General features: G+C 60.8%; 20 protein-coding genes. 13 read left to right on the forward strand and 7 right to left on the reverse strand.

The window, feature by feature from the left end; all coding sequences use genetic code 11:
- The first annotated feature begins 1 nt into the window (after position 1).
- From ACDZ94_RS14860 to ACDZ94_RS14905, 10 genes are read left to right on the forward strand one after another with little or no spacing between them, the layout of a single operon-like run.
- A complete protein-coding gene (locus ACDZ94_RS14860; protein WP_407017723.1) occupies positions 2-913 on the forward strand; it encodes a glycosyltransferase family 2 protein in 912 nt (303 codons plus the stop codon).
- A gap of 29 nt (positions 914-942) precedes the next feature.
- Positions 943-1,722 (forward strand): polysaccharide biosynthesis/export family protein, encoded by a 780-nt coding sequence (locus ACDZ94_RS14865; RefSeq protein WP_064451724.1) that lies wholly within the window; start codon positions 943-945, stop codon positions 1,720-1,722.
- A 14-nt stretch (positions 1,723-1,736) separates the two neighbouring features.
- A complete protein-coding gene (locus ACDZ94_RS14870) occupies positions 1,737-3,728 on the forward strand; it encodes a GumC family protein (RefSeq protein WP_259762779.1) in 1,992 nt (663 codons plus the stop codon).
- Positions 3,728-4,918, forward strand: a complete 1,191-nt coding sequence (locus ACDZ94_RS14875; protein ID WP_432750374.1) for a glycosyltransferase — start codon at positions 3,728-3,730, stop codon at positions 4,916-4,918. The genes ACDZ94_RS14870 and ACDZ94_RS14875 overlap by 1 nt, the downstream gene beginning before the upstream one ends.
- Positions 4,908-6,236: a beta-galactosidase gene (locus tag ACDZ94_RS14880; protein ID WP_432750375.1), complete on the forward strand. Its 1,329-nt coding sequence runs from the start codon at positions 4,908-4,910 to the stop codon at positions 6,234-6,236. The genes ACDZ94_RS14875 and ACDZ94_RS14880 overlap by 11 nt, the downstream gene beginning before the upstream one ends.
- An 8-nt stretch (positions 6,237-6,244) precedes the next feature.
- On the forward strand, positions 6,245-7,462 hold the full coding sequence (locus ACDZ94_RS14885; protein ID WP_432750376.1) for a glycosyltransferase family 4 protein: 1,218 nt from the start codon (positions 6,245-6,247) through the stop codon (positions 7,460-7,462).
- Positions 7,453-8,556, forward strand: a complete 1,104-nt coding sequence (locus tag ACDZ94_RS14890; protein ID WP_432750377.1) for a glycosyltransferase family 4 protein — start codon at positions 7,453-7,455, stop codon at positions 8,554-8,556. Before ACDZ94_RS14885 ends, ACDZ94_RS14890 begins: the two co-directional genes overlap by 10 nt.
- Positions 8,553-9,986 (forward strand): O-antigen ligase family protein, encoded by a 1,434-nt coding sequence (locus ACDZ94_RS14895; protein ID WP_064451718.1) that lies wholly within the window; start codon positions 8,553-8,555, stop codon positions 9,984-9,986. The genes ACDZ94_RS14890 and ACDZ94_RS14895 overlap by 4 nt, the downstream gene beginning before the upstream one ends.
- Before the next feature lie 2 nt (positions 9,987-9,988).
- Positions 9,989-11,398: a lipid II flippase MurJ gene (locus ACDZ94_RS14900; protein WP_432750378.1), complete on the forward strand. Its 1,410-nt coding sequence runs from the start codon at positions 9,989-9,991 to the stop codon at positions 11,396-11,398.
- 43 nt (positions 11,399-11,441) lie between these two features.
- Entirely contained in the window at positions 11,442-12,464 is a 1,023-nt protein-coding gene (locus ACDZ94_RS14905; protein ID WP_432750379.1) for an acyltransferase family protein, read from the forward strand.
- 120 nt (positions 12,465-12,584) lie between these two features.
- On the opposite strand, the gene ACDZ94_RS14910 is transcribed toward ACDZ94_RS14905, so the two are convergent.
- The 4 genes from ACDZ94_RS14910 to ACDZ94_RS14925 all read right to left on the reverse strand — a co-directional run bounded on the left by ACDZ94_RS14910 (position 12,585) and on the right by ACDZ94_RS14925 (position 16,987).
- Positions 12,585-13,169: a DUF4174 domain-containing protein gene (locus ACDZ94_RS14910; protein WP_432750380.1), complete on the reverse strand. Its 585-nt coding sequence runs from the start codon at positions 13,167-13,169 to the stop codon at positions 12,585-12,587.
- A gap of 164 nt (positions 13,170-13,333) precedes the next feature.
- On the reverse strand, positions 13,334-13,966 hold the full coding sequence (locus ACDZ94_RS14915; RefSeq protein WP_064451714.1) for a glutathione S-transferase N-terminal domain-containing protein: 633 nt from the start codon (positions 13,964-13,966) through the stop codon (positions 13,334-13,336).
- A 13-nt stretch (positions 13,967-13,979) separates the two neighbouring features.
- Positions 13,980-14,558 (reverse strand): GNAT family N-acetyltransferase, encoded by a 579-nt coding sequence (locus ACDZ94_RS14920; RefSeq protein ID WP_064451713.1) that lies wholly within the window; start codon positions 14,556-14,558, stop codon positions 13,980-13,982.
- A 71-nt stretch (positions 14,559-14,629) separates the two neighbouring features.
- Positions 14,630-16,987 carry a DNA polymerase II gene (locus tag ACDZ94_RS14925; protein WP_432750381.1) on the reverse strand — a complete coding sequence of 786 codons (2,358 nt, stop codon included), beginning with the start codon at positions 16,985-16,987 and terminating at the stop codon, positions 14,630-14,632.
- 217 nt (positions 16,988-17,204) lie between these two features.
- Between ACDZ94_RS14925 and ACDZ94_RS14930 the strand changes: the two genes are divergently transcribed.
- Positions 17,205-19,439: a TonB-dependent receptor gene (locus ACDZ94_RS14930; RefSeq protein WP_432750382.1), complete on the forward strand. Its 2,235-nt coding sequence runs from the start codon at positions 17,205-17,207 to the stop codon at positions 19,437-19,439.
- 176 nt (positions 19,440-19,615) lie between these two features.
- Here ACDZ94_RS14930 and ACDZ94_RS14935 read toward each other — a convergent pair whose 3' ends face one another.
- On the reverse strand, positions 19,616-20,083 hold the full coding sequence (locus ACDZ94_RS14935) for an SRPBCC family protein (protein WP_221294365.1): 468 nt from the start codon (positions 20,081-20,083) through the stop codon (positions 19,616-19,618).
- Positions 20,084-20,182: 99 nt separating this feature from the next.
- On the opposite strand from ACDZ94_RS14935, the gene ACDZ94_RS14940 reads away from it, so the two are divergent.
- Positions 20,183-20,584: a GFA family protein gene (locus tag ACDZ94_RS14940; protein WP_128591727.1), complete on the forward strand. Its 402-nt coding sequence runs from the start codon at positions 20,183-20,185 to the stop codon at positions 20,582-20,584.
- Between the two features lies 1 nt (position 20,585).
- Here the strand turns inward: ACDZ94_RS14940 and mrdA are convergent, their stop codons facing one another.
- A complete protein-coding gene (gene mrdA, locus ACDZ94_RS14945; protein ID WP_064451708.1) occupies positions 20,586-22,478 on the reverse strand; it encodes a penicillin-binding protein 2 in 1,893 nt (630 codons plus the stop codon).
- Positions 22,479-22,612: 134 nt separating this feature from the next.
- On the reverse strand, positions 22,613-24,028 hold the full coding sequence (locus ACDZ94_RS14950; RefSeq protein ID WP_432750383.1) for an aldehyde dehydrogenase family protein: 1,416 nt from the start codon (positions 24,026-24,028) through the stop codon (positions 22,613-22,615).
- A 102-nt stretch (positions 24,029-24,130) separates the two neighbouring features.
- Here ACDZ94_RS14950 and ACDZ94_RS14955 point away from each other — a divergent pair, with 102 nt between their 5' ends.
- Positions 24,131-25,021 carry a LysR family transcriptional regulator gene (locus tag ACDZ94_RS14955; RefSeq protein WP_262667473.1) on the forward strand — a complete coding sequence of 297 codons (891 nt, stop codon included), beginning with the start codon at positions 24,131-24,133 and terminating at the stop codon, positions 25,019-25,021.
- Positions 25,022-25,145 lie beyond the last annotated feature (124 nt).

Genomic DNA, 25,145 nt, shown 5'->3' on the forward strand with positions numbered 1-25,145 from the left:
CATGCGCACCTCGTTGATCATCCCGACCCGCAACGCGTCCAGTCACCTGGCGCGGCTGCTGCCTGCGCTGAAAATGCAGACCCTGCAACCGGACGAGATGCTGGTAGTCGACAGCGCCTCCAGCGATGACACCGTGGCACGGTTTCGCGACTTCGGCGCCCGGGTCGAGGTGATCGACGCCCGAGACTTCAACCACGGCGGCACGCGCCGCTGGGCCAGTGAACAGGTGGACGGTGATGCGCTGATCATGATGACCCAGGACGCGATCCCCGACAGCCCCGAGACCTTTGCCAACCTGCTTGACGAATTGCAGCAAGACCCGCGCAGCGGCGTGGCGTACGGCCGGCAATTGCCACACCCCGGCGCCGGTGTGCTGGGCGCGCAGTCGCGACATTTCAACTACCCGGCCCAGAGTCGCAGCAAGAGCATGGCCGATGCACCGCAGTTGGGCATCAAGACCTGCTTCAGCTCTGATTCGTTTTGCGTATACCGACGCAGCGCATTGCAGGCAGTCGGCGGCTTCCCCGCCGATGTGATCGGCAGCGAAGACGCCTACGTCGCTGCGCGCATGCTCCTCCAGGGCTACACCGTGCGCTACGCCGCCACCGCGCGGGTGTATCACTCCCACGATTACCGACTCATGGATGAGTTTCACCGCTACTTCGACATTGGCGTGTTCTACGGTCGCGAGCCGTGGATTCGCCAGGCCTTTGGCGACGCTGGCGGTGAAGGTAAACGCTATGTACTGGCTGAGCTCGCGGCCTTGCGCGCAGCCGGTGCATTGCACCGCGTACCCGAAGTACTGGTGCGCAGCGCGTTCAAGTTGCTCGGCTATCGGCTGGGCCATCTGGAACGCCGGCTCCCCCTCGCCCTCAAGCGGCGCATCAGCATGTTCCCCGGTTATTGGAGGTGAGCATCATGACCCACAGGAAGTCCCCCTTGATGAAAAGAACCTTGCTCGTCCTGGCCATGATGGCGTTGGCCGCCTGCAATACGCCCGCACGCATCGTCCCTCCGGACGACAAGACCATCGAAGACGGCAAGCGCGCCCTCGACCAGCTTGCACAGCTACCAGTGGCCGTAGAGCGTATCCGCGTCGGCGACCAACTGCGTATCGTACGGGATGCCGGGGAGATGCCGACCTTGTCCGCGTTCAACGTCAGCACGATCTATGAGCTGACGCTGTACACGGTGCAAACGGACGGCAAGATCAACTATCCGTTCCTGGGCCCGATCCAGGTAGCCGGTCGCCAACCCTCGGAACTGGCCAGCGAGCTGACCAAAAAGCTGGCGCCGGTGTACCGCGAGCCACGGGTGACGGTGAACATCAACCAGGCACCGGCTAACTCGGTGATCGTCGGCGGCGCGGTGAATAACCCGACTGCGGTGCAGATCGGCACGGCCAACACCCTGGAGCAAGCCATTGTCGGTGCTGGCGGGGTGAACCCCTCGGGCGATGCGAGCATGGTTGCACTGCTGCGTGAAGACGCCCAGGGCGCCTATCACGCCTATTTCCTGGATTTCAGCCAATACCTCAAACCCGGCCCCAACGGGCGTAAATCGGTGCGCCTGCAACGCGGGGATGTGGTGTTCGTGCCTAAATCCAACGTGGGCGAGCGTATCCAAGGGGTGGACACCTACTTGAACCAACTGATCCCGTTCACCAAGTCGATCGGGGTTGGCTACAACTACACGCGAACCAGCAGCAGTTCCAGTAACTAAAGGAGCGACATCCCATGATCGAGATCCGTTCTTTTCGTGATCTTCTGCGCCTGTTCTTCATCTTCCGGCAAGAGTTCAAACTGGCCGCCATCGCGGCGCTGGTGATCATCCTGCTGGGTGCATTTTTGCTGCCGGCCAAGTACGAATCCACCGCTCGCCTGCTGGTCAAGCCGGGGCGTGATTCAACCTTGCCGATCGAGATCAGCAACCGCCAGGCGCTGGTGATGCCCAGCACCCAGCGCGACCCGATTGTCGACGAGGAGCGCTTACTGACCGGGCGCCCGATCGTGCGCACCGTCGCCGAGCATTATCTGGAACTTATCGAAAACGCGCCGCCACCCGAAGGCTTCTGGAAGCGCACCAAGCACTACGTCAAGGCCGGCGTGGGTGCGGTGTTCGATGGCATTCGCGTGGTACTCGAAACCGTAGGCATTGTGGAAAAAACCACGCCGGTGGAGCGCCTGGCCGCGAGCCTGGAAAAGAACTTTGAGGTCAGCCACGCCGCAGGTTCCACGGTGATGGATATCAGCTTCAGGTGGGGCGACCCGGAAATTGCCCAGGCCGTGGTCAAGGACTGGATCGAGACCTATATCACCGAACGTACCCAGGCGCTGGGTCGCAAGAGCCTGTACGCGTTCTATGAAGGCCAGGTGAACACCAGCGCCACCGAGATCAAGAGCTATAAAGAGCAGATCCTCAAGCACTTGAATGAGATCGGCGCGGCGAGCATCACCGATCGCCTGGAAGACTTGTCCGAACGCATCAACGTGCTGCGCGGCGAGACCTTCAACACCACCCGCCTGATCGCCTCGTCCGACAGTGCGCTGCAGAGCACACGCGATCAACTGAAATCCCAACCCAAGGAAGTCACCACCGTACGCCAGATCGCGCTGAACCCGCAGCAGCAGGATTTGCGTCGCCTGCTGAACCAGAAGCTGCTGGAAAAAGCCGACATGATGCGCACCTACACCGACAACGCGCCGCCGGTCAAAGCCCTGGATGCGTCGATTCGTGCGATGCAAGCCCAGGTCGCCAGTGAAAGCAACACGGTGCAATCCTCCGAAAACCGTGCGCCTAACACCCTGGAAATCCACCTGCAGCGCGTGCTGCTGGACGAGTCGAGCAACAACCTGGCGCTGCGCACCCAGCTTGTACAGCAGCAAAAACAACTGGTGAATCTCGAAGCCCAACGCAAAGATGCCATGGAGATCGAACCGGAACTGGCGCGTCTCGCGCGCGAGCTAAGCGCTACCGAACGCAACTACGCGCTGTACGTGGACAACCTGGAAAAATCACGCATCGACCGTGAACTGGACAAGAGCCAGATCAGCAATATTGCGGTGATCGAAGAAGCCACCCTGAACCCGGGCCGCATCTTCCCAAAAACCCTGGTGATGCTGCTACTGGCGATTCCGTTTGCCATCGTTGTCGGCTTGCTGGTGATTTACCTGTGCTACCTGCTGGACCAGCGTATTCACGACGGCGGCCTGGTGGAGCGCAAGTTCGGTCTGCCACTGTGGACCACGTTGCCGGAGCTGGACACGAGCACTGCGCAAAGTACCAACGCGTTCAATGCGAGTATTTACCGGCTGTATGGGTTACTGCAGTTGGACCGTATTGCCGAGCGAGGCATGACCCTGGGGCTGACCTCGGCACGTCATGGTGAAGGGGTGACCTTCGTGGTCGAGCAACTGCGCCAATTGCTGCAGGAAAACGGCATTGCCGTGCGGGTCGGCGGCGTGGAACCTGCTGCACCTGGCGAACTGGTGCTGCTGGATGCCTCGGCGCTGCTGGATAACCGCGATGCCTTTATCAACCTGCGCCGTGCCGACTTGATCGCCTTGGTGGTGGAAGCGCAGAAAAGCACGGTGCCGGTGGTGGAACACGCGCTGTCGATCCTCAACACGGCGTTCGGCAAGGTGGATGGCATCATCATCAACCGACGCAAATTTGAAGTGCCGGCCAAGGTGCTTAAAACGATCGCCAAGTACCGGGGAGCGTTCTGATGCGCATCGCCTTGCTTGCGCCTTTGCCACCGGAAAAAAATGGCATCGCCGACTATGCGAACCATTTCAAGACGGCATTGGAGCAACTGGGCGTGACGGTGGCGACACCGTTGAGCGGCGCGGAAGGCACTACCGAAGCAATCAAGCAGGCTATCGCCGCATTCGACTGGCACAGCGTGGACCTGGTCCACGCCGAACTGGGTGGCGGCCGGCTTGGGGAGTTCCTGGCCCTGCGCGAGTTGCGCAAGGCTTACCCCAGGCTGCCGCTGACCGCCACCGTGCATGATCCGGAACGCATGGTGTGGCGGCGCGAGCACCTGCCCTTCCCGCTGAACCTGCTGCAACGTTTGCCAAGCCCATTGCCGCAGGCGGCCGTGGTGCTGGCCGATCCACTCACCTTGCGCGAAGAACGCCATGTTGCCCAAGGCCTGACGCGGCTGATTACCCTCACCCGCCTCGGCGCCGACTGCCTGAGCCAGCGCATGCACCTGCCGGCCGGCAAAGTGGCAGTTATCAACCACGCCAACCTGGCGATTGCACCAGCACCCTTGCCGCCGCTGGACACCTTGCACTTGCTGTATTTCGGCTTTATCTACCGTGGCAAAGGCATTGAAGACCTGTTGCAGGCCCTGGCCGATGTCTTCAAGCAAGCCCCCGAATTACGTGACCGTGTGCGCCTGACCCTGGCCGGTGGCACGGCCGCCGAAATGGCGTTTGGCGCGGGCGGCAACTACCTGGAGCAGTTGAACAGCCAGATCGCCGAACTCGGCCTGGCGGGCTCCATCGACTGGCGGCTGAACTTGCCGGCCAGCGAGATTGCCCAAACCATCCAGGCGCACCATGTGATGGTACTGCCGTACCGCGAGTCGAAGAAGCTCGGCCTGCTCGGGCGCCAACGCGGCACCAGCGGCGCACTGTCCTGGGCCGCCGCATGTGGGCGCGGGGCTATCACGTCGGATGCGCGGGCGTTTGCCGAAGAAGTCGCCAGCGGCAATGGCGCGATCTATCCCCAAGGCGATGTGACAGCGTTGAGCGAACAACTCTTGCGCCTGGCGCGTGCACCGACATTGGCGCGCGAATGGGCCGAGCGTGCCGGGGAAATTGGGCGTGAACGCCTGTGGCCGTTGACCGCGCAGAAGTTCAAGCTACTTTTCGAGCAGGCGATTGCGGGAGCCCCTTATGGCGCGTAAACGGGCTTATCTCGCTATCCTCGCGGTGGTTGCCGCACTCGGCCTGACTGCCTTTATGTGGGGGCGCCAGGCCGACGCCGAGAACCATGTCCTCAAGGGCAACAAGGTGGTGGTGTGGAAGGACTTCCTGGGGGTGAACGCGCAGTTCCTGTGGTTCAGCCCCACGCTGTATCAGTTGCAGATCGACCGCCTCAAGGCCTTGGGCCTGCAATGGGTACGCCTGGATTTGCATTGGGATCAACTGGAACCAGCAGAGGGCCAGTATCAGATTGCAACCCTTGATCAGTTGGTGGGCAAGCTGCAAGACAACCAGCTCAAATCGGTGTTCTACCTGGTGGGCTCGGCGCCCTTCATCACCACCGCACCAGCCGGCGCGCCGTATCAGGACCAGTATCCGCCCAAGGACCCGAACGTCTTCGCCAACCGCATGGCACTGCTGTCGCAACGCTACCCCAGCGTGGATGCCTGGCAGGTCTGGAATGAGCCCAACTTGCTGGGGTTTTGGCGCCCGGCAGCTGACCCGGCAGGCTACGCCAGCCTGTTGACCGCCACCGCCGCGGCATTGCGAACTGTGGATGCGAACAAACCCGTAGTGGCTGCCGGCATGGCGTTCTTCAGCGAAATGCCCAACGGCCAGACCATGCTCGCGGCCCTCAGCGCGCTGGGTGTGACGAGCTTGAACACGGTCATTTCCTATCACCCTTACACCCAACTGCCCGAAGGCAATGACCCGGCGAACCTGGACTTTATCGCCAAGACCACCGCACTCAACCAGACCCTGCGCGCCGGCGGTGTAAAAACCCTGTGGAGCACCGAATGGGGCTGGTCGACCTACCCCGGGCCGAAAGACGCCCAGGACCTCATTACCTTGCAGGGCCAGGCCGATTACGTGGTGCGCCGCGTGGCGCTGATGAGCGCGATGGATTTCGACAAGATCTTCCTGTTCACCCTGAGCGACCTGGATCAACGCGCCAGCGTGCGCGACCAGTCTTACGGTTTACTCGACATCGACGCCAACCCCAAGCCGGTCTACACCGCCTTGAAGAATTTCCTCGACGTGAGTGGGCCACAACTCACGCCCGGCGACCCGCCCACTGCCGACCAATTGCCCGACGGCCTGTTCAGCATCGGCTGGACCCGCGCCGATGGCCACAAGCTGTGGTTTTTCTGGTCGGCCCAGGGCGGTAACGCACACTTGCCCAACCTCACCAGCGCCACCCTGTACGACCCGTTGCGCGGCACGCAAACGCCGGTGAGTGGCACGAATGGGCTGACCGTTCCGGTCAAGTCGAACCTGCAAATTCTGTTATGGGATTGAAGCCCGCCATGCGCATTTTATGGATCCTGCCCTACTCGCCCTGGCCCGCCACCAGCGGCGGCAAGACGCGCCAGTTCCACCTGCTGCGCAGCCTGGCTGCGCGTGGGCATCGGATCACCTTGCTGCTGCATGACAAGCACCCGGTGTCGCTGACTGACCGCCAGGTGCTGGAAGCCTTCCTCGAGCAATTGATCGTACTGCCACGCCGCCCGCTGCGCAGCCTGAAAACCCTGGTGGCCGGGCTGTTTGCGCCCTACCCGCTGCTGGCCAGTGTGAATGGCTTGTCGGGCGCGCTGCAGGACACTTTCAATCAATTGCTCAAAGAGCACTGGGACGTGGTGCAGATCGAGCACACGTATGCCTTCCAGCCTTATGAAGACGCCCTGGCACGCAAATCCCAGCCTTTCGTGCTGACGGAGCACAATGTTGAATCGGCGCTGGGCGCGGCCACTTACGATCGCCTGCCCCGGTGGGCGCTGCCGTTCATTCGCTACGATCAATGGCGCTACGCGCGCTGGGAACGCCGCGTGATGCGCCAGGCCGCGCAGGTGGTGGCGGTCACCGAAAGCGATGCACAGGTGCTGACCAGGATCGCCGGCAAACCGGTGCCGGTAGTCGTCAATGGCGTGGACTGTGATCACTTTGCCGCCGCTCACCCCGACCCATCGGCGCGCCGAGTGTTGTTCCTCGGCAACTATGAATATGCGCCCAATGTGGACGCCATCGAATGGGCCCTGGATGAAATCCTGCCCAGGGTCTGGGAGCACTGCCCGGATGCGCGCATGAGTGTGTGCGGTTTCGGCATGCCCGACAGTTGGCGTGAACGCTGGAAGGACCCGCGTATCGAGTGGCAAGGGTTCGTGCCGAACCTGTTGAACCTGCAGTCGAGCTGTTCGGTGTTTCTGGCGCCCTTGCGCCATGGCGGCGGTTCCAAATTGAAAGTGCTGGAAGCGCTGGCCGCCGGGTTGCCTTTGGCGAGCACCGAACAAGGCGTGTCGGGCCTGGATCTGGTGGAGGGCCTGGATTACCTCGGCGGGCAAACCGCCGAAAGCCTGGCGGACGCCGTGGTACGCCTGCTGCAATTTCCCGAAGCCGCCACGCCGATGGGTGAAGCGGGCCGTGCGTATGTGCGCCGGGCCCATGACTGGAGTGTCGCCGCCAGCCAACTGGAGCAGGTGTATGCAAGCCTGTCGCCGCTCAGTCAAAAGGAACCCGCATGCGTGTAGGCCTGGATTACCGCACCGTCGGCACCTCACCGCAATCGGGGATCAGTCGCCAGGTGTACGCGCTGGAAAATGCCCTGCGCACGCTGCCGGATGTCGAGGTTGAACGGTTCACCGTCGCCCCCCTCGGCGATGAAACCCGCTTGCAGGCCCACTGCCCGACCTGGGGCTGCGCGAAGACGGCCATGCACCAACCGCAGAATCGCCTGCGGTTCGAGGCTGGTTTTCTGCCACATGCGTTACGTGAGCAGCACATCGACCTGTACATCAGCACGTTCAATATGGGCCTGCCGCTCCCCCCCAAGCCGAAGGGTTTGCGTACCGTGGTGCTGTTGCATGACCTGTTCCAGATCACCCTGAACAACTACCACGCCAACCGTTTGAAGGCGCTGATCTACAAGACCAGCGATCGACTCTCGATCGCCTATGCAGTGCACAGCGCAGATCGGGTATGGACGCCCTCGCAGTACAGCGCCGATGAAACCGCGCGGCTGTTTCCCAAGGCGGCGGGCAAGATTCGCGTATTGCCTAATCAAGTGGAGGGTTTTGTCGAACTGGCTGCGGACCTGTCGGCGCACCAGTTGCCGGAACATTACTGGCTGCTGGTCGGCACCCGTGAGTTGCGCAAGAACGTGCCGTTTCTGGTGGACGCCTGGCAGCAGGCACGTCGCCTGTCTCCCGCCGTACCCGAGTTGGTGCTGGTAGGCAGCCTCGAACATCTGCCCGAAGCCCAGCGCAGCCTGCCGGGTATTCGCGCCCTGAGTGGTGTGTCAGATGCACAATTGCACGGGCTGTACCGCAAGGCCTCGCGCCTGTGGCAGCCGTCCTATGCTGAAGGTTTTGGCTTACCGGTAATTGAAGCCCTCAGCGTCGGCACGCCGGTGGCGGTGGCCAGCGGCACGTCGCTGGATGAAATCACGCCGCCTTCGGCCCCGCGCTTTTCGCCCAGCGACGCACCCGCGCTGGTGCAATTGATGGTCGAGCTGGTGGGGCGCCCTACCGAAGATTCTCCCGAACAACGCAAGCTGTGGGCACAACGTTTCAACCACCAGGCTTATCGTCGACGTCTGGCCGAACTGATCGAGGAATTGAAATGAGACTCCCCCTGGCAAGCCTCGTCGCCATCCTCTTGGGCCTGTTGTTCGGCGCACTCGCCTTGATGCTGTCACCGGCCAAGGCCTTCCTCGCCGTGATCGGTCTGGCGGCTGCGGTAACCATCCTGCGCTTCCCGTTCTGGGGCTTGTTGCTGTTCGCCGGGGTCGCGACCTTTATGCCGTATTCGACCGTCAACCTGGGCATTCGCAGTACGGTGAGCGAAGCCGTCCTCGCGCTGACCTGGGGGGCGGTGGTGTGGCACAGTTTTCTGTCGCGCGTGCCTGATACACCCCGCCTGTCACGGCGCCCCACCGACCAGGCGCTGTTGTGGCTGATGCTGTTCAGCGTGTTCCCGTTTATCGTCGGCCAGGTCAGCATCCACGCCGACAGCAGCGGCACGGCCAACTGGCTGCGCTGGTTGCTGAACCTCTCGGGCGTGTTCCTTTGCGCCAAGTTGCTGACCGGCTACAAGCAACGCGAATCGCTGGTCATCGCCCTGCTGCTGGGCACGCTGACGATGCTGGTGCTGTCGATTGCAGTGTTTGTGCGCACCCGCTCGGGGGCGGGCATTGCGCCGATCCTGGCGGTGTTCAATTACGGCAACTTCGACATGTTGAAATTCGGCCTGGAGGCGATGGCGTCGCGCATGGGCTCGCCGTGGATGCACCCGAACGCCATCGGCGGAATCATGGCGCTGCTGCTGCCCCTGGCGTTCTGCTATGGCATGACCGAACAAGGCTGGAAGCGCGCGCTGGGCCTGGGCGTGGCGTGCCTGGGCGCTGCGGCCTTGCTGCTGGCGAGTAGCCGTGGCGCGATGGTCAGCCTGGCGCTGGTGCTGATGTGGATGGCGACACGCCGTGTGCCGTACACCGGGCGTCTGTTGATGATCGGCGCCGCGCTGACGGTGGCGCTGGTGATGGCTTATCCACCGTTACAGGACCGCCTGGCGACGATCTTTTCGTCGGACAACGCCAGTACCGAAGTGCGCGTCGATGAATACCGCATGTTCCCGCAGGCGGTGGCGGCGTATCCGTTCGGCATTGGCTTCAAGGTCGACCCACCGGTGCCGGGCACTCTGTTGCTGGGGATCTCCAACCTGTGGCTGAACCTCATCTACAAGATCGGCATTGTCGGCATGCTGCTGTTTGTCGCCGTCACCGTGCGCTGGTGGCGTGAGGCGCGCCCGGAAAAAGGCCCGATCCGCCTGACCAAGGACAACGCGCTGTGGCTGGGCAGCACTGCCGGGATTCTCTCGGCGCTGGTCAGCGGTTTGTTTGACCACTACTTCAGCTTTGCGGTGGTGATGGTGGCGCTGTTCTGGCTGATGGTGGGCCTCAATGTGCTGGAGGCGCGCCGACTGTTTCCGGCACGCCTGCCGCAGCTCAAGACCGTGGCTTACCGCAAGCCGATCCTTGACGGCGCGCGGCCTTAACCATGCTCGGTTCTGCCGTCTGGCTGACGCTTGCGACCTTGCTTGGCCTGTGCCTCGGGTTTGCCCGCGAGTGGTTGCTGGTTGCCGCCTGGGGCGCGGGCGAACGCAGCGATGCGTTCCTGATCGCGCTGTTTTTGCCCGAGGCGTTGCGCATGTCGCTGGCCGGTGGCGTATTGAGCGCCGCCGCGCTGCCGCTGTACTTGGAACGCAAGGACGCTGAACGCCTGGATTGGCTGGCGGTGCTGTTCCCGGCGCTGATGCTGATCGCGCTGGTCACCAGCCTGTTGCTGACGCTGTTGGCGCCATGGCTGGTGCAATTACTCGGGCCAGGGTTGGCGGCCAGCGCGACGGCGCTTGCCGGTAGCAACTTACAGATCGTGGCCTGGTGCGTGCCGGGGTTGATGCTGCATGCACTGTTCAGTATTCCGTTGCAGGCCAGTGAGCGGTTTGTGCTGGCGGGCCTGGGTTCGCTGCTGTTCAACCTGCCGCCGGTGACGTACCTCGCCCTGGCGGGCACCGCGACTGAACCGCACACCCTCGCCTTGGCGTGTGTGGCCGGGAGTCTGTTGATGCCACTGGCACTGCTGCCGTCGATCTGGCGTCAGGGCTGGCGGCCGTGGCGCTGGCAGTTGTCGTTCACGCCGTTGCGGGAACTGGGCCAACGCATCGGGCCGCTGCTGTTAAGCAATGGTGCCAGCCAGGGGTTGGCGTTGATCGAGCGCCTGGTGGCATCGCTGCTCGGCGAAGGCGCCGTGACGTGGGTCAACCTCGCCCGCAAGCTGATGAACCTGCCGCTGATTGCACTGATGAGCCTCAACCAAGTGTTGCTGGGCATGATGAGCCGACGCCAGGGCGATGAGCGCCTGGCCTTGCTCAAACGCGGCCTGGAAACCGCCAGCGTACTCACGTTGCCTGCCGGCGTTGGCCTGGTGGCAGCAGCACCCAGCCTGGTGGCGTTGTTGCTGCCCAAGCAATCGGCCGACTCGCCGTTGCCGCTGCTGCTGGCGTGGTTTGCCGTGCCGCTCGTATTCGGCGCGTGGAACGCGTTGCTGGCGCGTTATGCCTATGCCGCCGGCGACACGCGCCAGCCGTTGCGTTGCGAGTTGCTGGGTAGCCTGGTCAATGTGCTGTTGCTCGGCGCCCTGCCCTTTGTGTTTGGCCTGGCGGGTATTCCATTGGCCGCCTTGGCGGGCGTGATTTGCACCGCATTGCTGCTGATGCAGCGACAGTCGTTGCTCGACGCCCTGCCCTGGGCGCGGCAATGGCTGCTCAGTGCAGGGCTGATGAGCCTGGCAGCGCTGGCGCTGTTTCGAATTCAAGGCGTGTGGCTGCAACTGGGGCTGAGTACCCTGGCCGGCGCCGTGGTGTTGTTGAGTATGGGGCTATGGCTGAAGCCGTGGCGCAAGGCATGAACGAGCAATTGGGGGTGGTCACTTGAAACATCGTTGGATTCAGATGGATATTGCCAAAGGCATCGGCATCCTGATGATCGTGTATGGCCACAGCTGGTTTGTCGCTAACTCGCCGGACGTGCTGTATCCGATCATCGCCTCGTTCATATTGCCGTTGTTCTTTTTCCTGTCCGGGGTGTTCTTCAAGCCCGAGCAACCTTTTGTGGAAATGGCGATACGCAAGGCCGACGGCCTGCTCAAGCCGTTTTTCTTCACCATGCTGGTGTACGTGATCGTGCGCGCGGTGTTGCGCTGGCAACCGCTGCTGCCGGATATCGGCGGTGTGCTGTACGCCTCGGTGGACACAATTCCGTGGCAGGCCCTGTGGTTTTTGCCGCATTTCTGGGTGGCGATTCTGTTCAGTTGGTTGATGCTGCGACTGATCCAGCGTCTGAAACTGTCACTGCCGGTGAGCTGCCTGCTGATAGTGGTGCAACTGTTAATCGGTATTTGGGTATTGCCGTGGTTCTGGCAAATACCGGTGACCGTCGGCGGGCACACCTGGACGCTGCCCGGCCTCCCGTTCAGCCTTGAAGTCACCTTGATCAGCAGCACCTATTTCATCTACGGCTACCTGTTGCGCGACTGGCTGCGCAGGCATGAGGGCTCGCTGCTGACGGTGGTGATTGCGGTGGCATTGTTCGCCGCAGTGTTCCTCTACAGCCACGCCACCATGGACCTGGCACAACGGCGCTACGACCACTGGTTGTGGACCAGCCTGCTGGCGGTGATCGGCGTGTACGCGTGCTGGGCATTGGCGCGGGTGCTGATGGTGTCGGCCGTGATCACGCGGGCGATGACGTATATCGGCCAGTCGACCCTGATCCTGTTGATCTTCCATGGGGAAATCCAGCACAAGACCGTCGACCTGATGGAGCGCCTGGGTCTGCATCCCTTCCTGGCCGCATGCCTGGGCCTGGTGGTGGCGGTGGTCGTGCCGTTGCTGATCGGGGAAGTGATCAAGCGAGTGGCGTTCTTGCGGTTTTTCTACTTTCCGTTTCCGGTGCGTAAAGCCCCAAAAATTTGAAAAGGCTGCGACACACTTGTAGCAGCGGACTTGCCCACGATAGCGATGGGTCATTCAAAGGTGTATTGACTGACACTGCGTCATCGCGGGCAAGCCCGCTCCCACAGGGGTTAGGTATTTTCAATCATCCAGTTGTTGCGCGGCAGGCTTGTTGCCGGGTTTTGCGGGCTTGGCCGCTTTGGCGCCCTTGGCTGGAGCAGCTGCGGCAGGCTCCGGCTCGGCAGGCGCGGCAAGGTCTTTTTCAGCCTGCGGCATCTGGTCGATCGCGCTGAAAAACGCCTTCAGATCGAGGGTATCCGGTGGCACGGTTTTCTCGACTTTCTTTTCGCCGTCCTTCCCCACCAGGATCACTTTGGTGCCGCTGCCGGCGCCCAACTTGAGGGCGCGGATCAGCGCGTTGGTTTCAGGCGGCGTGAGCTTTTTGTTGTCCTTCGCGTCCTTGGCGAACTTCTCCCCTTCGGCACCGATACTGCCGAACTTGACGGTGTAGAAGACCATGCTGCGCTCTTCAAAGGACTGCTTGTTGGCAGGCTCGTCCATCTGTTTCTTGAGGGTGGCCAGCGTTTCGTTGCCGGAATCCAGCTCCACCACTACCAGCGGGCGGGACTTGCCCAAGTCCTGCTTGAGCGGGTTGATATCATCCGCGGCCAACAGCGGCCCCGTAAAAGCCATCAAGGTAGCCAGGGTCAGCGACCGGATGAGCATGCGCACCTCCTTTGAATTCCATGCAGGGTTCTTGAGTTTCATGTCTGCGACAGTCAAATTCAAGGATGATTCCTACACCACGTTAAGAAGCGTAGGTCAGGACGCCCGCTACGCAAGGGGTTGGGTGGGGGCAACGGTCATTGTTTCTTCTGATTGCGGAAACATTACGAGACGTCCCATTCCGGCCAATGTCGCGCAAAGACGGGCGCCACGATGGGGTCGGTGTCCACCTGCACCAGTGTCTGGGCAAAGCCTGGCGCCAAGTTGCCCAACACCTCGCGCGCCTCGTCCCAGCGCGACACCGCTGCGGCCATGATGCCCAGTGCATTCGGCACGGCGTTCGGGGCGAACAACTGGTCGGCAAACTGTTCGGCGAAGACCACCCACGCATGATGCAGATAGCGACGCGTACCGGTGATCAATTGCGCCTGCACCGCTTCATCCGCATTGCCCAGCCAGCGCTGCGGATAGTCGATGATGCCGATTGCCGAGTAGCAATTGGCAGCGATGTACAGCAGGCCACGCAGGATCTGCGCGCGGTTGCCGGCCAGCAGGTCGGAAGCGGGAAACTCCAGGCCCAGGTGGATCAGGATGGCGGCGCTTTCGGTCAGCACCTGCCCATCGGGGGTGACCAGGGTCGGTATCTGTTTGAGCGGGTTGATCCGTGCAAGGGCTTCGCTGCCCTCGCTGTAGTCCCAGGAACTGGCGTCGATCCGTCGCCACGGCACCGCGCAACGCTGCAAGGCGATTTCGATCATGCAGGAGCCGGATTCATCAATGCCGTAGAGCGTGTACATGAGTGCTTCCTCCTTATCGCAGCAGCTTGGCCTGCAAATTGGCCTTCACCTGCGACCATTCCGAATCGATGATGCTGAAGCGCACCGAGTTGCGCTTGCGCCCGTCGGGCATGATGCGTTCGTGGCGCACAATGCCTTCTTGCACGGCACCCAGACGCAGGATGGCGGCGCGGGATTTTTCGTTGAGTTCATCCGTGGTGAACTGCACCCGCACACACTCCAGCACTTCGAAGGCGTAGGTCAGCAGCAGCAATTTGGATTCGGTGTTGACCGAGGTTTTTTGCGTCGATTGCGCCAAGAAGGTATGGCCGATCTCGAGCTTGCGGTTAACCCGGTCGACCTTCCAGAAGCGTGTACTGCCGAGCACCTGGCCGCCGTCGCGACGCACAATGGCGAACGGGATCATGGTGCCGGCCTCACGCCCGGCGATGGCGAGGTCGATGTACTTGGCGACGGTTTCGGGGCCCGGCACGTGGGTAACGTTGAGGTTCCAAAGCTCGCCGTCGGCGGCAGCCTCGACCAGTGCAGCCGCATGTTCACGTTGCAGGGGTTGAAGTTCGACCGTAGTGCCGGTCAGAGTGATCTGGTTCATGGAGAGGCGCGCCGTCCGAGGGGTCTTTAGAGGCCAAGAGTGCAGGCTCTCACGGCCTCCAGGCAAGCGTTTTAGAACAGGCCCATTTGCCCGCCGACCAAGGTGCCGAAATCATCATTCACGAACGGCAGGATCGCATCGGCCACCGGCTGCAATTGACGGGTAACGTAGTGGTCGTAGTCGATGGGTGCCTGCCGCACCTCCAGCGGTTCCGGGCCGTTGACGCTGATCACGTAGCTGATCCAGCCACCCCGCTGGTACTGACGTGGGCGCCCAAGACGGTCGTTGTATTCATCCGCCAGGCGCGCAGCGCGCACATGAGGCGGGACATTGCGCTCGTAGTCATCCAGTTGACGCCGCAGGCGTTTGCGGTAGATCAGCAGGTCGTCGAGTTCGCCGCTCAACGTTCGACGCACATAGTCGCGCACATAGTCTTGATGGGGCTGGCGATGGAAGATGCGCTGGTAGAGTTCCTGCTGGAATTGCCGGGCCAGGGGCGACCAGTCGCTGCGCACGGTTTCCAGGCCTTTGTAGACCATTTCTTCGCTGCCATCGGCGCGCACGACCAAGCCGGCGTAACGCTTTTTACTGCCCTCCTCCGCGCCGCGAATGGTCGGCATGAGGAAGCGGCTGAAGTGGGTTTCGTATTGCAGTTCCAGGGCACTTTGCAGGCCGAACTCATTGAGCAAATGCGCACGCCACCACGCATTGACGTACTGCACCAATTCCTGGCCGATACGGCTGGCGTCCTCTTGGGAATGGGCGCCGCCCAGCCAAACGAAAGTGGAGTCGGTATCGCCGTAGATCACCTCATAACCCCTGGCCTCAACCAGCTCCCGTGTCTGGCGCATGATCTGGTGACCACGCAGGGTGATTGAGGACGCCAGCCGGGTGTCGAAGAACCGACAGCCGCTGGAACCGAGTACGCCATAGAACGCGTTCATGATGATTTTCAGGGCTTGGGACAGTGGCGCGTTGTGTTCGCGCTTGGCCACTTCGCGCCCTTCGGAAACGCGTGCAACGATGGACGGCAAACAGTGCCGGCTACGCGAGAAACGCGCACCGCGAAAGCCTTCCACCGATTCGCTGTCATCGGGGTGCTTGAGGCCCTCAATCAGACCGACCGGGTCAATCAGGAAACTGCGGATGATCGACGGGTAGAGGCTTTTGTAATCCAGCACCAGCACCGATTCGTAGAGGCCGGGCCGCGAGTCCATGACAAACCCGCCGGGGCTGGCCTGGGGTGGTTTGTCGCCAAGGTTCGGTGCGACAAAGCCCTGGCGGTGCATCAATGGCATGTACAGATGGGTGAACGCGGCGACGGAGCCGCCGTTGCGGTCGGCCGGCAGCCCGGTGACGCTGGCCCGTTCCAGCAGGAACTTGAGCAGCTCGGTCTTCTCGAAAATCCGCGTGACCAACTCGCAGTCCTTGAGGTTGTAGCGCGCCAGGGCGGGCTTGTCCTCGGCGAACATGCGGTTGATTTCATCCATGCGCTGGTAAGGCGTGGAGATGTCCTTGCCTTCGCCAAGCAGGGTTTGCGCGACGTTTTCAAGGCTGAAGGATTCGAAGCTCCAGGTAGCCGAACGCAGGGCTTCGATGCCGTCGATAATCAGGCGCCCAGCGGCTGCCGCAAAATAGTGATTGCGGCTGCCATGTTCGCGCCAGGCCATGGCTTCACCGCCACGGCCCAGCAGCAAGGGCACGTTGAGGCGCTGGGCATGTTCGTGGAGTACACGCAGGTCGAACTGCACCACATTCCAGCCGATGATCGCGTCGGGGTCATGGGTGGCGAGCCACGCGTTGAGGCGTTCGAGCAATTGCGCGCGGGTGTCGCAGTAGTCGAGCTTGAAGTCGACGGCATCGGTCTTGTTCGGCGGACCGAGCATGTATACCTGGCGCTCGCCGCAGCCTTCGAGGGCAATGGAATACAGCTCGCCCTGGGCAGTGGTCTCGATGTCCAAAGACACCAGTTTCAGCGGCGGGCGGTACTCGGGCGCGGGTTTCATGTGTGCGTCGAGCAGCGTGCCATTCACGTCCGGTGTACCACCGAACCACACCGGGGCGGTGATGAAGCGCTCCATCATGTAGCGCTCGGGCGGGCGCACGTCGCCTTCGTATACATCAACTCCCGCAGCGCGCAGGCGTTTTTCCAGGTCCATCATTTGGCGGTGCTGGCGGGTGTAGAGGCCCAGGACCTGTCGATGGTGGAAATCGCACAGCTGCAACGGGCGCAACTCGATATCGCGCTCGCCCTTGAGCAGCCAATCCAGATGCTTGCGATGGGCCTCGGGGATAAACATGACCGAGGTTTGCATGGGGAGACGGATGCACCGCGGCCCGAGGTCCGTGGCCAGCCAGAAACTGACCTCCGTGCCCGCCGGGGTGTCGCGCCAATGCCGGGTCAGGACAAAACCCTGCTGTAAATCCACCGTACCGCACCTCAGGAATCGCTTTCAGGGCGTGATTCTACTCGGCATCCGGCCAAACGCGGCACGTTAACGCGCGCCCAGACTGCAATCCCACAAATTTGTTGCAGAATATTAATAACAATCACTATCATTTGCACCGGAGTCGTATCCGCGCAGCGAGGAAGCGCAACGTTGTTGCCCTTTTCCTCACATTGACGGTTCGCCGTCAGGATCGACCATGCCCACTTGCAGCCGACTTTCTGTACCGTTTCGCCCGACCCTGCTCGCCCTTTGCTGTTCTCTGAGCCTCACCGCTCATGCTGCATCCCCAGTCACCCCGCAGGATGCGAACAACCGTCAGGACGGCAACACACTGGAATTGGGCGCCACCAACATCAATGCCGAGGCGCCTGCGCCGAACGCCCTGCCCCCGGTTTACGCTGGCGGCCAGGTTGCACGCGGTGGCCAATTGGGAGTGCTGGGCAACCAGGACATCATGGATGTGCCGTTCAGCATGTCCTCCTATACCGAGAAATTGATTCGCGACCAGCAAGCGCAAACCGTCGGCGATGTGTTGCTCAATGATGCGTCGGTGCGCCAGGCATCGGGCTACGCAAACCAGGCCCAGGCTTTCGTGATTCGCGGCTTGCCACTCAATGGCGACGATATTTCGTTCAACGGCTTGTACGGCATCCTGCCGCGCCAGATCATGTCCACCGACTCCCTGGAACGGGTTGAAGTGTTCAAGGGCCCCAATGCCTTTATCAACGGTGTCACGCCCGGCGGCTCAGGCATTGGCGGCGGCGTAAACCTGCAACCCAAGCGCGCCGATGATCTGCCGCTGCGCCGTTTCAGCACGGATATCAGCAGTGATGGGCGGATGGGTGAACACCTCGACATCGGCCAGCGCTTTGGCGAGGACAACCGCTTTGGTGCGCGGGTGAACCTGTCCCAGCGTGAAGGCGATACTGCGGTCGACGATGAGAACCAGCGTTCGAAGCTGTTCTCCGTCGGGCTGGATTACCGCGGTGATGCACTGCGTTTGTCGGGCGACTTTGTTTATCAGAAGCAGCAAGTCAATGGCGGCCGCAATACGGTGTTGCTCGGCAATGGGCTGACCCATATCCCGAACGCCCCGTCCGCCGACACCAACTACGCGCCGAACTGGGGCACCACCAGCCTTGAAGATACCTTCGGCATGTTGCGTGGCGAGTACGACCTCAACGACAACTGGACCGCCTATGTCGCTGGCGGCGCCAAGCACACCAACGAGATCGGGCGTTACTCGTCAGTTACCCTGAACGACGCATTGGGTAATGCCACCGTCAGTGGTTCGAACATCGCTCACCAGGAAGACAACACCAGCCTGATGGCCGGCCTGAACGGCAAGTTCCAGACAGGATCTGTCAGCCACAAATTGAACCTGGGCTTGACCGGCATCTGGACCCAGGCACGCAACGCGTTTGACTTTGCCTCCGGCAGCCAGGCGACCAACCTCTATAATCCAGCCGACGTGGCCGCGCCGGCCAAGGGCGGCTACACCGCCGGCAGTGACCTGAACGACCCTGGCATCACCGCCAAGACATTCGCTCGCAGCGCGGCAGTGTCAGACACCTTGGGGTTCATGGATGACCGCTTGCTGTTCACTGCCGGTCTGCGCCGCCAGGAACTGGTGGTTCAGGGCTATGCATACGGCACAGGCACGCGCACCGCCAACTACGCCAAGGGCATCACCACGCCGGTGTATGGCCTGGTATTCAAACCCTGGGACCACGTTTCGTTCTATGCCAACCACATCGAGGGCCTGGCTTCCGGGCCGACTGCACCGACCACGTTCGGCAACGCCACCGTGACCAACGCCAACCAGACCTTTGCACCGGCTAGTTCGAAACAGACCGAGGCCGGCGTCAAGCTTGATATGGGCACGTACGGGGCGACCTTGGGTGTCTACCGAATCGAGCAACCGACTCAGGGCTACTCTCAACTGAACGCAGATCAAAGCGCGACCTTTGTGTTCCAGGGCGAGCAAGTCAACAAGGGCGTAGAACTGAGCGTCTTCGGTGAACCGGTCAGCGGCCTGCGCCTGCTGGGCGGCGCGACCGTTATTCACACCGAAGTCAACGGCACGCAAAACGGCGCCAACGACGGCAACCGTGCCATCGGCGTGCCGACGTTCCAGCTCAACGCTGGCGTGGACTGGGATGTGCCCGGCCTGCAAGGCGTGACCGTGAACGGACGTATGTTGCGCACCGGCGGCCAGTACGCCGATGCGGCCAACAACCTGAGCCTGCCGACCTGGAACCGCTTCGACGTGGGGGCTCGCTACAACTTCAAGGTGGCCCAGCGCGATGTGACGGTGGGCGCCACCGTGGAAAACGTGGCGAATACCAAGTATTGGGAGTCGGCGTTGGGCGGCTATCTGACCCAGGGTGATCCGCGAGTAGCCAAGTTGTCGGCGACGGTTGATTTCTAAAACCGTTACAACCGGGTGGGCCAGCGGATTGGCGCATCGCTGACCCACCACCCGATACAGGTGCAATTGATGACTACCCACATCGACCTGAAAAAAAACCGGTCACCCGGCCAATCACCACGGTTCTCGAAGACTGATTGCAACGAAGGCGGGCATCCTCGGGATGCCCGTTTGGGTCAGGCGCGACGGGCCTGGCCGAGATAGGTTTCGATGTTGCTCATTTGCTCATCCCAGCCACGGGAATTCATCTTGAACGCTTTCTGGCGTCGGGCCTCGGGCACCGCGTCAAAGCCTGATTCGACCACCCGCAGCAGGATGCCGGGCGCGCGATCCTCGATGGTGAATTCGACCAGGGTCGGCGTTTCCTTGTCGTAGTGCACGTCCTTCTCCACCGCGTAAGGATGCCACCAGAAAGAGAACAGGGTTTGTGGCAGGACGCGTTCGATCCTGGCCTTCCACACGACATGTTCGTAGCCAGGGTAGGTTATCGGCGCCTCAATGGTTTCCCCAGCGGCAAAGGTTTTACCCTTGAGGGCGATGCCGAACCAGCTGCCGAACTGCTCGGCATCGGTGAGTGCTTCCCAGACCTGTTTGCGTGACGCGTTGAGCAGGACCTTTCGTTCGATGCGATCTAATACGTGCATAAGTCACCTCCTCCATTGACAGTAGGCGACATCGACCAATGCGCAACCTTGGGTTGTGCGCGATGATGATGACCCTATCCTTGATCCGACAATACGTTTATGACTGACCCGTTGAATGGAAGTTGCTTCTGCAAAGCAGTGCGCTATCAAATTGACAGCCTGGATATGCCCATCAGCCACTGCCATTGCGACAGCTGCCGTAAGGTGCATGCAGCCGCTTTTGTGACCACGGCCGGGGTGATGCGTGAGCACTTTCGCTGGACGCAGGGTGAAGAACTGCTGTCGGCTTTTGAGTCATCGCCGGGTAAATTCAGGCATTTCTGCTCGCGCTGCGGCTCACACCTGGTGGCAGAGCGCGGGCATCAGCCCCATGTGATTGTGCGGGTGGCGACACTGGATGATGATCCGGGTGTCCGGCCCACCTCGCACATCTGGACAGCCCATGATGTGCCCTGGCTGGCTTATGAAAGCCTGGAACAATGGGACGAGTGGAAGGCCTGACTTAGACGTGCGGGTCACCTGGCGCTTTGGCCGGCGTCGCATATTGCGGCTTCAGGTGGCCTTCTTGATCGAGCAGCCAGGCGTCCATGATTTGCCGCACCACAGGGCCTGCCACGCGGCCACCGGCCTCGCCGTTCTCAATCATCACCGAGATCACGATTTTCGGGTGTTCAGCCGGCGCGAAGCCAACGAACAGGGCGTTGTCACGATGGCGCTCAAGGGTCTTGTTACGGTTGTAGCGCTCACCTTGCTTGATTGCCACCACCTGCGCGGTACCACTCTTGCCGGCAATCCGGTATTGGGCGCCAAGCGCCGCCGCACGAGCGATACCACGCGGGTCGTGCATCACCAGTTGCATGCCGTGGTTGACCTGTTCCCAATCACGCGGATCTTTCAGAACCACGTTAGGCATCGGGTTTTCGTCCACGGGCGGCACGCCATTGATGGTCTTGGCCAAGTGCGGCCGGTTCCATACACCTTTGTTGGCGATCAACGCAGTGGCCTGCGCCAGCTGCAAAGGCGTGACCTGCATGTAACCCTGGCCAATGCCGAGGATTACGGTTTCGCCCGGGAACCAGGGTTGACGCCGTGTCGCACGCTTCCAGGCCTGGGAAGGCATCAAGCCGGCCGACTCTTCGAACATATCCAGTGAGACTTTTTGACCCAGACCGAATTCGGCCAGGTAGTCGTGCAGGCGGTCAATCCCCAGTTTGTGAGCCAGGTCGTAAAAGTAGGTGTCATTGGAGCGCATGATGGCCGCGTCCATGTCCACCCAGCCATCGCCGCTGTGGTTCCAGTTGCGGTATTTGTGGTCAAAATCGGGCAACTGGTAGTAACCGGGGTCGAACACTCGTGTTTGCGCGGTCACCACACCACTGTCTAGACCCGCGATGGCCACTTCCGGTTTGATCGTCGAACCGGGCGCGTAAAGCCCGCGCAGTACGCGGTTGAACAGCGGCCGGTCAATGGAGTCGTGCAGCGCAGCGTATTCCTTGAAGCTGATGCCGGTGACGAACAGGTTCGGGTCAAAGCTCGGCTTGCTGACCATGGCCAGCACTTCGCCGGTTTGCGGGTCAAGGGCGACGACCGAACCACGGCGATCGCCCAAGGCTTCTTCGGCGGCTTCCTGGAGTTTGACATCGAGGCTCAGGACGATGTTTTTGCCGGGGATCGGATCGGTGTGCTTGAGCACGCGTAATACGCGGCCCTGGGCATTGGTCTCGACCTCTTCATAGCCGACATGGCCGTGCAGTTCGGACTCGTAGAAGCGCTCGATACCGGTCTTGCCGATAGACTGGGTGCCACGGTACTCCACCGAATCGAGCGCCTTGGATTCTTTTTCATTGATCCGGCCGACGTAGCCAATCGAATGGGCGAAATGCGCACCCAGCGGATAATGACGCACGAATTGCGGCTCGACGTCGACACCGGGCAGGCGGAACTCGTTAACAGCCAATACGGCGATCTGTTCTTCGGTCAATTCGTAGAACAACGTAACGGGCACGAAAGGATGGCGGGCCTGCTTCAGCGCTTTGTCGAACACCGCGCGATCTTCTGCCGGCAAATGCAGCAGGTTGACGATGGCGTCCAATTCGCCCTTAAGGTCAGTGGTGCGCTCGCGAGTGATAATTAGGTTATAGCTGGGGCGGTTGTCAGCCAGAACCACGCCATTACGGTCATAAATCAGGCCGCGAGTTGGCGTAATCGGCAATACGTGGACGCGGTTGTTTTCAGAAATCGTCGAGTGGTAGTCGTACTGCACAACCTGCAGGAAATACATGCGCCCGACCAGGGCGCAAGTAATGCCAATTACCAACAGCGCGCAGGCGAACAAACGCTTGTTGACCAGACGGTTTTCTTTTTCGTGATCCTTGATCGGTATCGGTTCAGGCATTTCTACAGCATCTCGTTGAAGAAGGTCGACGCCGCGTCCTGCGGATGACAGATCAATCCTTGTGAAAATGTGCTGCACCATACCAAAAATGCAGAAACACTTTGCATCGATTTCCCCAACGGCATGCTGTTTTGTCAGGAGAGGACAGATTTTGGCTCCAGAAAGGCCTCCAAACCGAAAGTGCCATACTCACGGCCGATGCCTGATTGTTTAAAGCCACCAAAGGGTGCACGGGGCTCGTGGGCCAGGGTGTTGATTAACACGCGACCGGCATCGATGCGAGCAGCCAACGCGTGAGCCCTCGGTAGATCGGATGACAGAATGTAAGCCTGGAGACCGTAGGGCGTGTCATTGGCAATCGCCAGCGCGTCCTCCTCGTCGCTGTAAGTGATGATCGATAGCACAGGACCGAAAATCTCCTCACGGGCAATGGTCATCTGGTTTGTGACACGACTGAATACGGTGGGCCTGACAAACCAGCCGGCACCGAGGTCATCAGGCAAACCAAGACCGCCCGCCAGTAAATGCGCGCCCTCTTTGATGCCGATCTGAATATATCGCTGAACCCGCTGCCACTGCTTGAGACTGACCATCGGGCCGATACTCGTGTCGCTGTCATTGGGGTCGCCCGCGCGGATAGCGACCATTTCCTCGACGATCAGCGCTTCTACTTCAGCCAAGCGGTGGGCCGGCACAAGCATGCGGGTACCGGCAATACACGCCTGGCCACTGTTCATGAATCCGGCTTGAAGTGCCATGGGTATGGCCTTTTTCAGATCGGCATCATCGAGTATCAATACCGGCGACTTACCACCCAACTCCAGTGTGATGCGCTTCAGCGTTTGCGCCCCAGCCATCAGGATCTGTTTGCCTACAGCGGTAGAGCCAGTGAATGAGACTTTGGCAATGTCGGGGTGCGCACTCAGCACGGTTCCAACGGTTTCACCACGCCCGGTGACAATATTGAATACACCGGGTGGCAAGCCTGCCTCGTGCAGAGCGCGCGTGACAATAGATGTCTGGATGGCGCTCATTTCACTCGGCTTGATCACTGTTGTACAACCGGCCGCCAATGCTGCGGCCAGCTTGCCGCAGATGAAGCCGGCATTGCTGTTCCAGGGGGTGATGAGCCCGGCAATACCCAGAGGCTGCATCGTCACATCAGCGATGCCGATGCGTCGCGTGAAGTCGTAGTCAGCAAGCACGGCCGCCGCGTCCAGAAGCACACTTGCTGCATGCTTGGCCATCCACCGTGCACGGGATACCGGGGCGCCGTACTCCTCGATGATGGCGCCTGTAAGTTCCGTCTCTATGGCTGCGACCGCGGCATGCATACACTTCAGATAATCGACACGCGCGGATTTTGTCGTGCGTGAAAACTCGGGAAATGCCTGTTTTGCGGCGCTGACCGCGTTGTTTGCATCTTGCTCATCAGCCAGGCGAACCTGACCAATACACTGGGCGGTCGCTGGGTTGAACAGGTCAAAAAGCTGTTCGCCGTGGGGCGTAACAAATTGGCCATTGATGTAGATCTGGTCGACCTGATGCATGGAGCCTCCGAGGGCACTCAGTTGGTATGCCTTACGGTAAGCCACTATGATTGACCTGATAATCCGCACAACGCCGCATGACTTGATGAGCGATCCAGGACAATGAACACATCCGGACTGAATGAACTGGAAGCGGTGCTGGCCGTTGCGCGACATCGCAGTTTCAGGGCAGCGGCGACCGAGCTGAATGTATCGACATCAGCGCTCAGCCACTCAATCGCCACACTTGAAGCGCGGATGGGCGTTCGACTGTTTCATCGTACGACGCGAAGTGTGTCGCTGACAGAAATAGGGACAGAGTTTGTCAGCACGATCACACCCGCCCTTTCGACTATCCGTGTGGCGCTTGAACAAGCGGGCAATAGTCAGGCGGCGCCGAGTGGCACATTACGGCTTAATACTTCAGCAGGTGCCGCCAAGCAGGTAATGCCGCTGCTGCTGGAGTACATGCGGCGTTATCCGCTGATGAAAGTGGATATCGTCACTGAAGGTCGGCTGGTGGATATTGTGGCTCAAGGGTTTGACGCGGGTATTCGTCTTGGCGATAGCGTTCCACAAGACATGATCGCGATTGATATCAGCCCGCCTCAGAGGTTTGCCGTATTGGGTAGCCCAGCCTACTTTGCAAGGCACCCTGCCCCTTTGAACCCTTTGGATCTAAGCGCTCATGAATGTATCCGTAGCCGGATGCCAAGTGGCTCAATCTATCGCTGGGAGTTTGAGCGCCACGGCGAAACTATTGCAGTTGACGTACGAGGCGCGCTGACACTTGATAATCCAACGTTGATGCTTCAGGCAGCCAGAGCTGGAATGGGATTAACGTATCTAACGGAATGGAATGCCTCTGTAGACCTGGCGAAGGGGACGTTGGTGCGGGCGCTCGAAGAATGGACACCCCCTTTCGACGCTTTACGCCTCTACTACTCGGGAAGACGCCATGTACCGGCCGGTCTGAGAGCACTGATTGAGCTGATCAAGCAGCAAGGATTTTAGGAAAAGCCGTAGCGCTTCACTTTTCGACCGCCCAAAACAAAACCCCTGTCTGCGTTAGCAAACAGGGGTTTCGGAATTTAATCTTGACGATGACCTACTCTCACATGGGGAAACCCCACACTAC

The organism is Pseudomonas sp. UBT (assembly GCF_050915955.1).
Taxonomy (GTDB): domain Bacteria; phylum Pseudomonadota; class Gammaproteobacteria; order Pseudomonadales; family Pseudomonadaceae; genus Aquipseudomonas; species Aquipseudomonas antarctica_A.

Bases quoted from the DNA above. Each gene is read 5' to 3' on its own strand.
- ACDZ94_RS14860 (WP_407017723.1), top strand. From the start codon at position 2: ATGCGCACCTCGTTGATCATCCCGACCCGCAACGCGTCCAGTCACCTG.
- ACDZ94_RS14865 (WP_064451724.1), top strand. From the start codon at position 943: ATGAAAAGAACCTTGCTCGTCCTGGCCATGATGGCGTTGGCCGCCTGC.
- ACDZ94_RS14870 (WP_259762779.1), top strand. From the start codon at position 1,737: ATGATCGAGATCCGTTCTTTTCGTGATCTTCTGCGCCTGTTCTTCATC.
- ACDZ94_RS14875 (WP_432750374.1), top strand. From the start codon at position 3,728: ATGCGCATCGCCTTGCTTGCGCCTTTGCCACCGGAAAAAAATGGCATC.
- ACDZ94_RS14880 (WP_432750375.1), top strand. From the start codon at position 4,908: ATGGCGCGTAAACGGGCTTATCTCGCTATCCTCGCGGTGGTTGCCGCA.
- ACDZ94_RS14885 (WP_432750376.1), top strand. From the start codon at position 6,245: ATGCGCATTTTATGGATCCTGCCCTACTCGCCCTGGCCCGCCACCAGC.
- ACDZ94_RS14890 (WP_432750377.1), top strand. From the start codon at position 7,453: ATGCGTGTAGGCCTGGATTACCGCACCGTCGGCACCTCACCGCAATCG.
- ACDZ94_RS14895 (WP_064451718.1), top strand. From the start codon at position 8,553: ATGAGACTCCCCCTGGCAAGCCTCGTCGCCATCCTCTTGGGCCTGTTG.
- ACDZ94_RS14900 (WP_432750378.1), top strand. From the start codon at position 9,989: ATGCTCGGTTCTGCCGTCTGGCTGACGCTTGCGACCTTGCTTGGCCTG.
- ACDZ94_RS14905 (WP_432750379.1), top strand. From the start codon at position 11,442: ATGGATATTGCCAAAGGCATCGGCATCCTGATGATCGTGTATGGCCAC.
- ACDZ94_RS14910 (WP_432750380.1), bottom strand. From the start codon at position 13,169: ATGCTCATCCGGTCGCTGACCCTGGCTACCTTGATGGCTTTTACGGGG.
- ACDZ94_RS14915 (WP_064451714.1), bottom strand. From the start codon at position 13,966: ATGTACACGCTCTACGGCATTGATGAATCCGGCTCCTGCATGATCGAA.
- ACDZ94_RS14920 (WP_064451713.1), bottom strand. From the start codon at position 14,558: ATGAACCAGATCACTCTGACCGGCACTACGGTCGAACTTCAACCCCTG.
- ACDZ94_RS14930 (WP_432750382.1), top strand. From the start codon at position 17,205: ATGCCCACTTGCAGCCGACTTTCTGTACCGTTTCGCCCGACCCTGCTC.
- ACDZ94_RS14935 (WP_221294365.1), bottom strand. From the start codon at position 20,083: ATGCACGTATTAGATCGCATCGAACGAAAGGTCCTGCTCAACGCGTCA.
- ACDZ94_RS14940 (WP_128591727.1), top strand. From the start codon at position 20,183: ATGACTGACCCGTTGAATGGAAGTTGCTTCTGCAAAGCAGTGCGCTAT.
- mrdA (WP_064451708.1), bottom strand. From the start codon at position 22,478: ATGCCTGAACCGATACCGATCAAGGATCACGAAAAAGAAAACCGTCTG.
- ACDZ94_RS14950 (WP_432750383.1), bottom strand. From the start codon at position 24,028: ATGCATCAGGTCGACCAGATCTACATCAATGGCCAATTTGTTACGCCC.
- ACDZ94_RS14955 (WP_262667473.1), top strand. From the start codon at position 24,131: ATGAACACATCCGGACTGAATGAACTGGAAGCGGTGCTGGCCGTTGCG.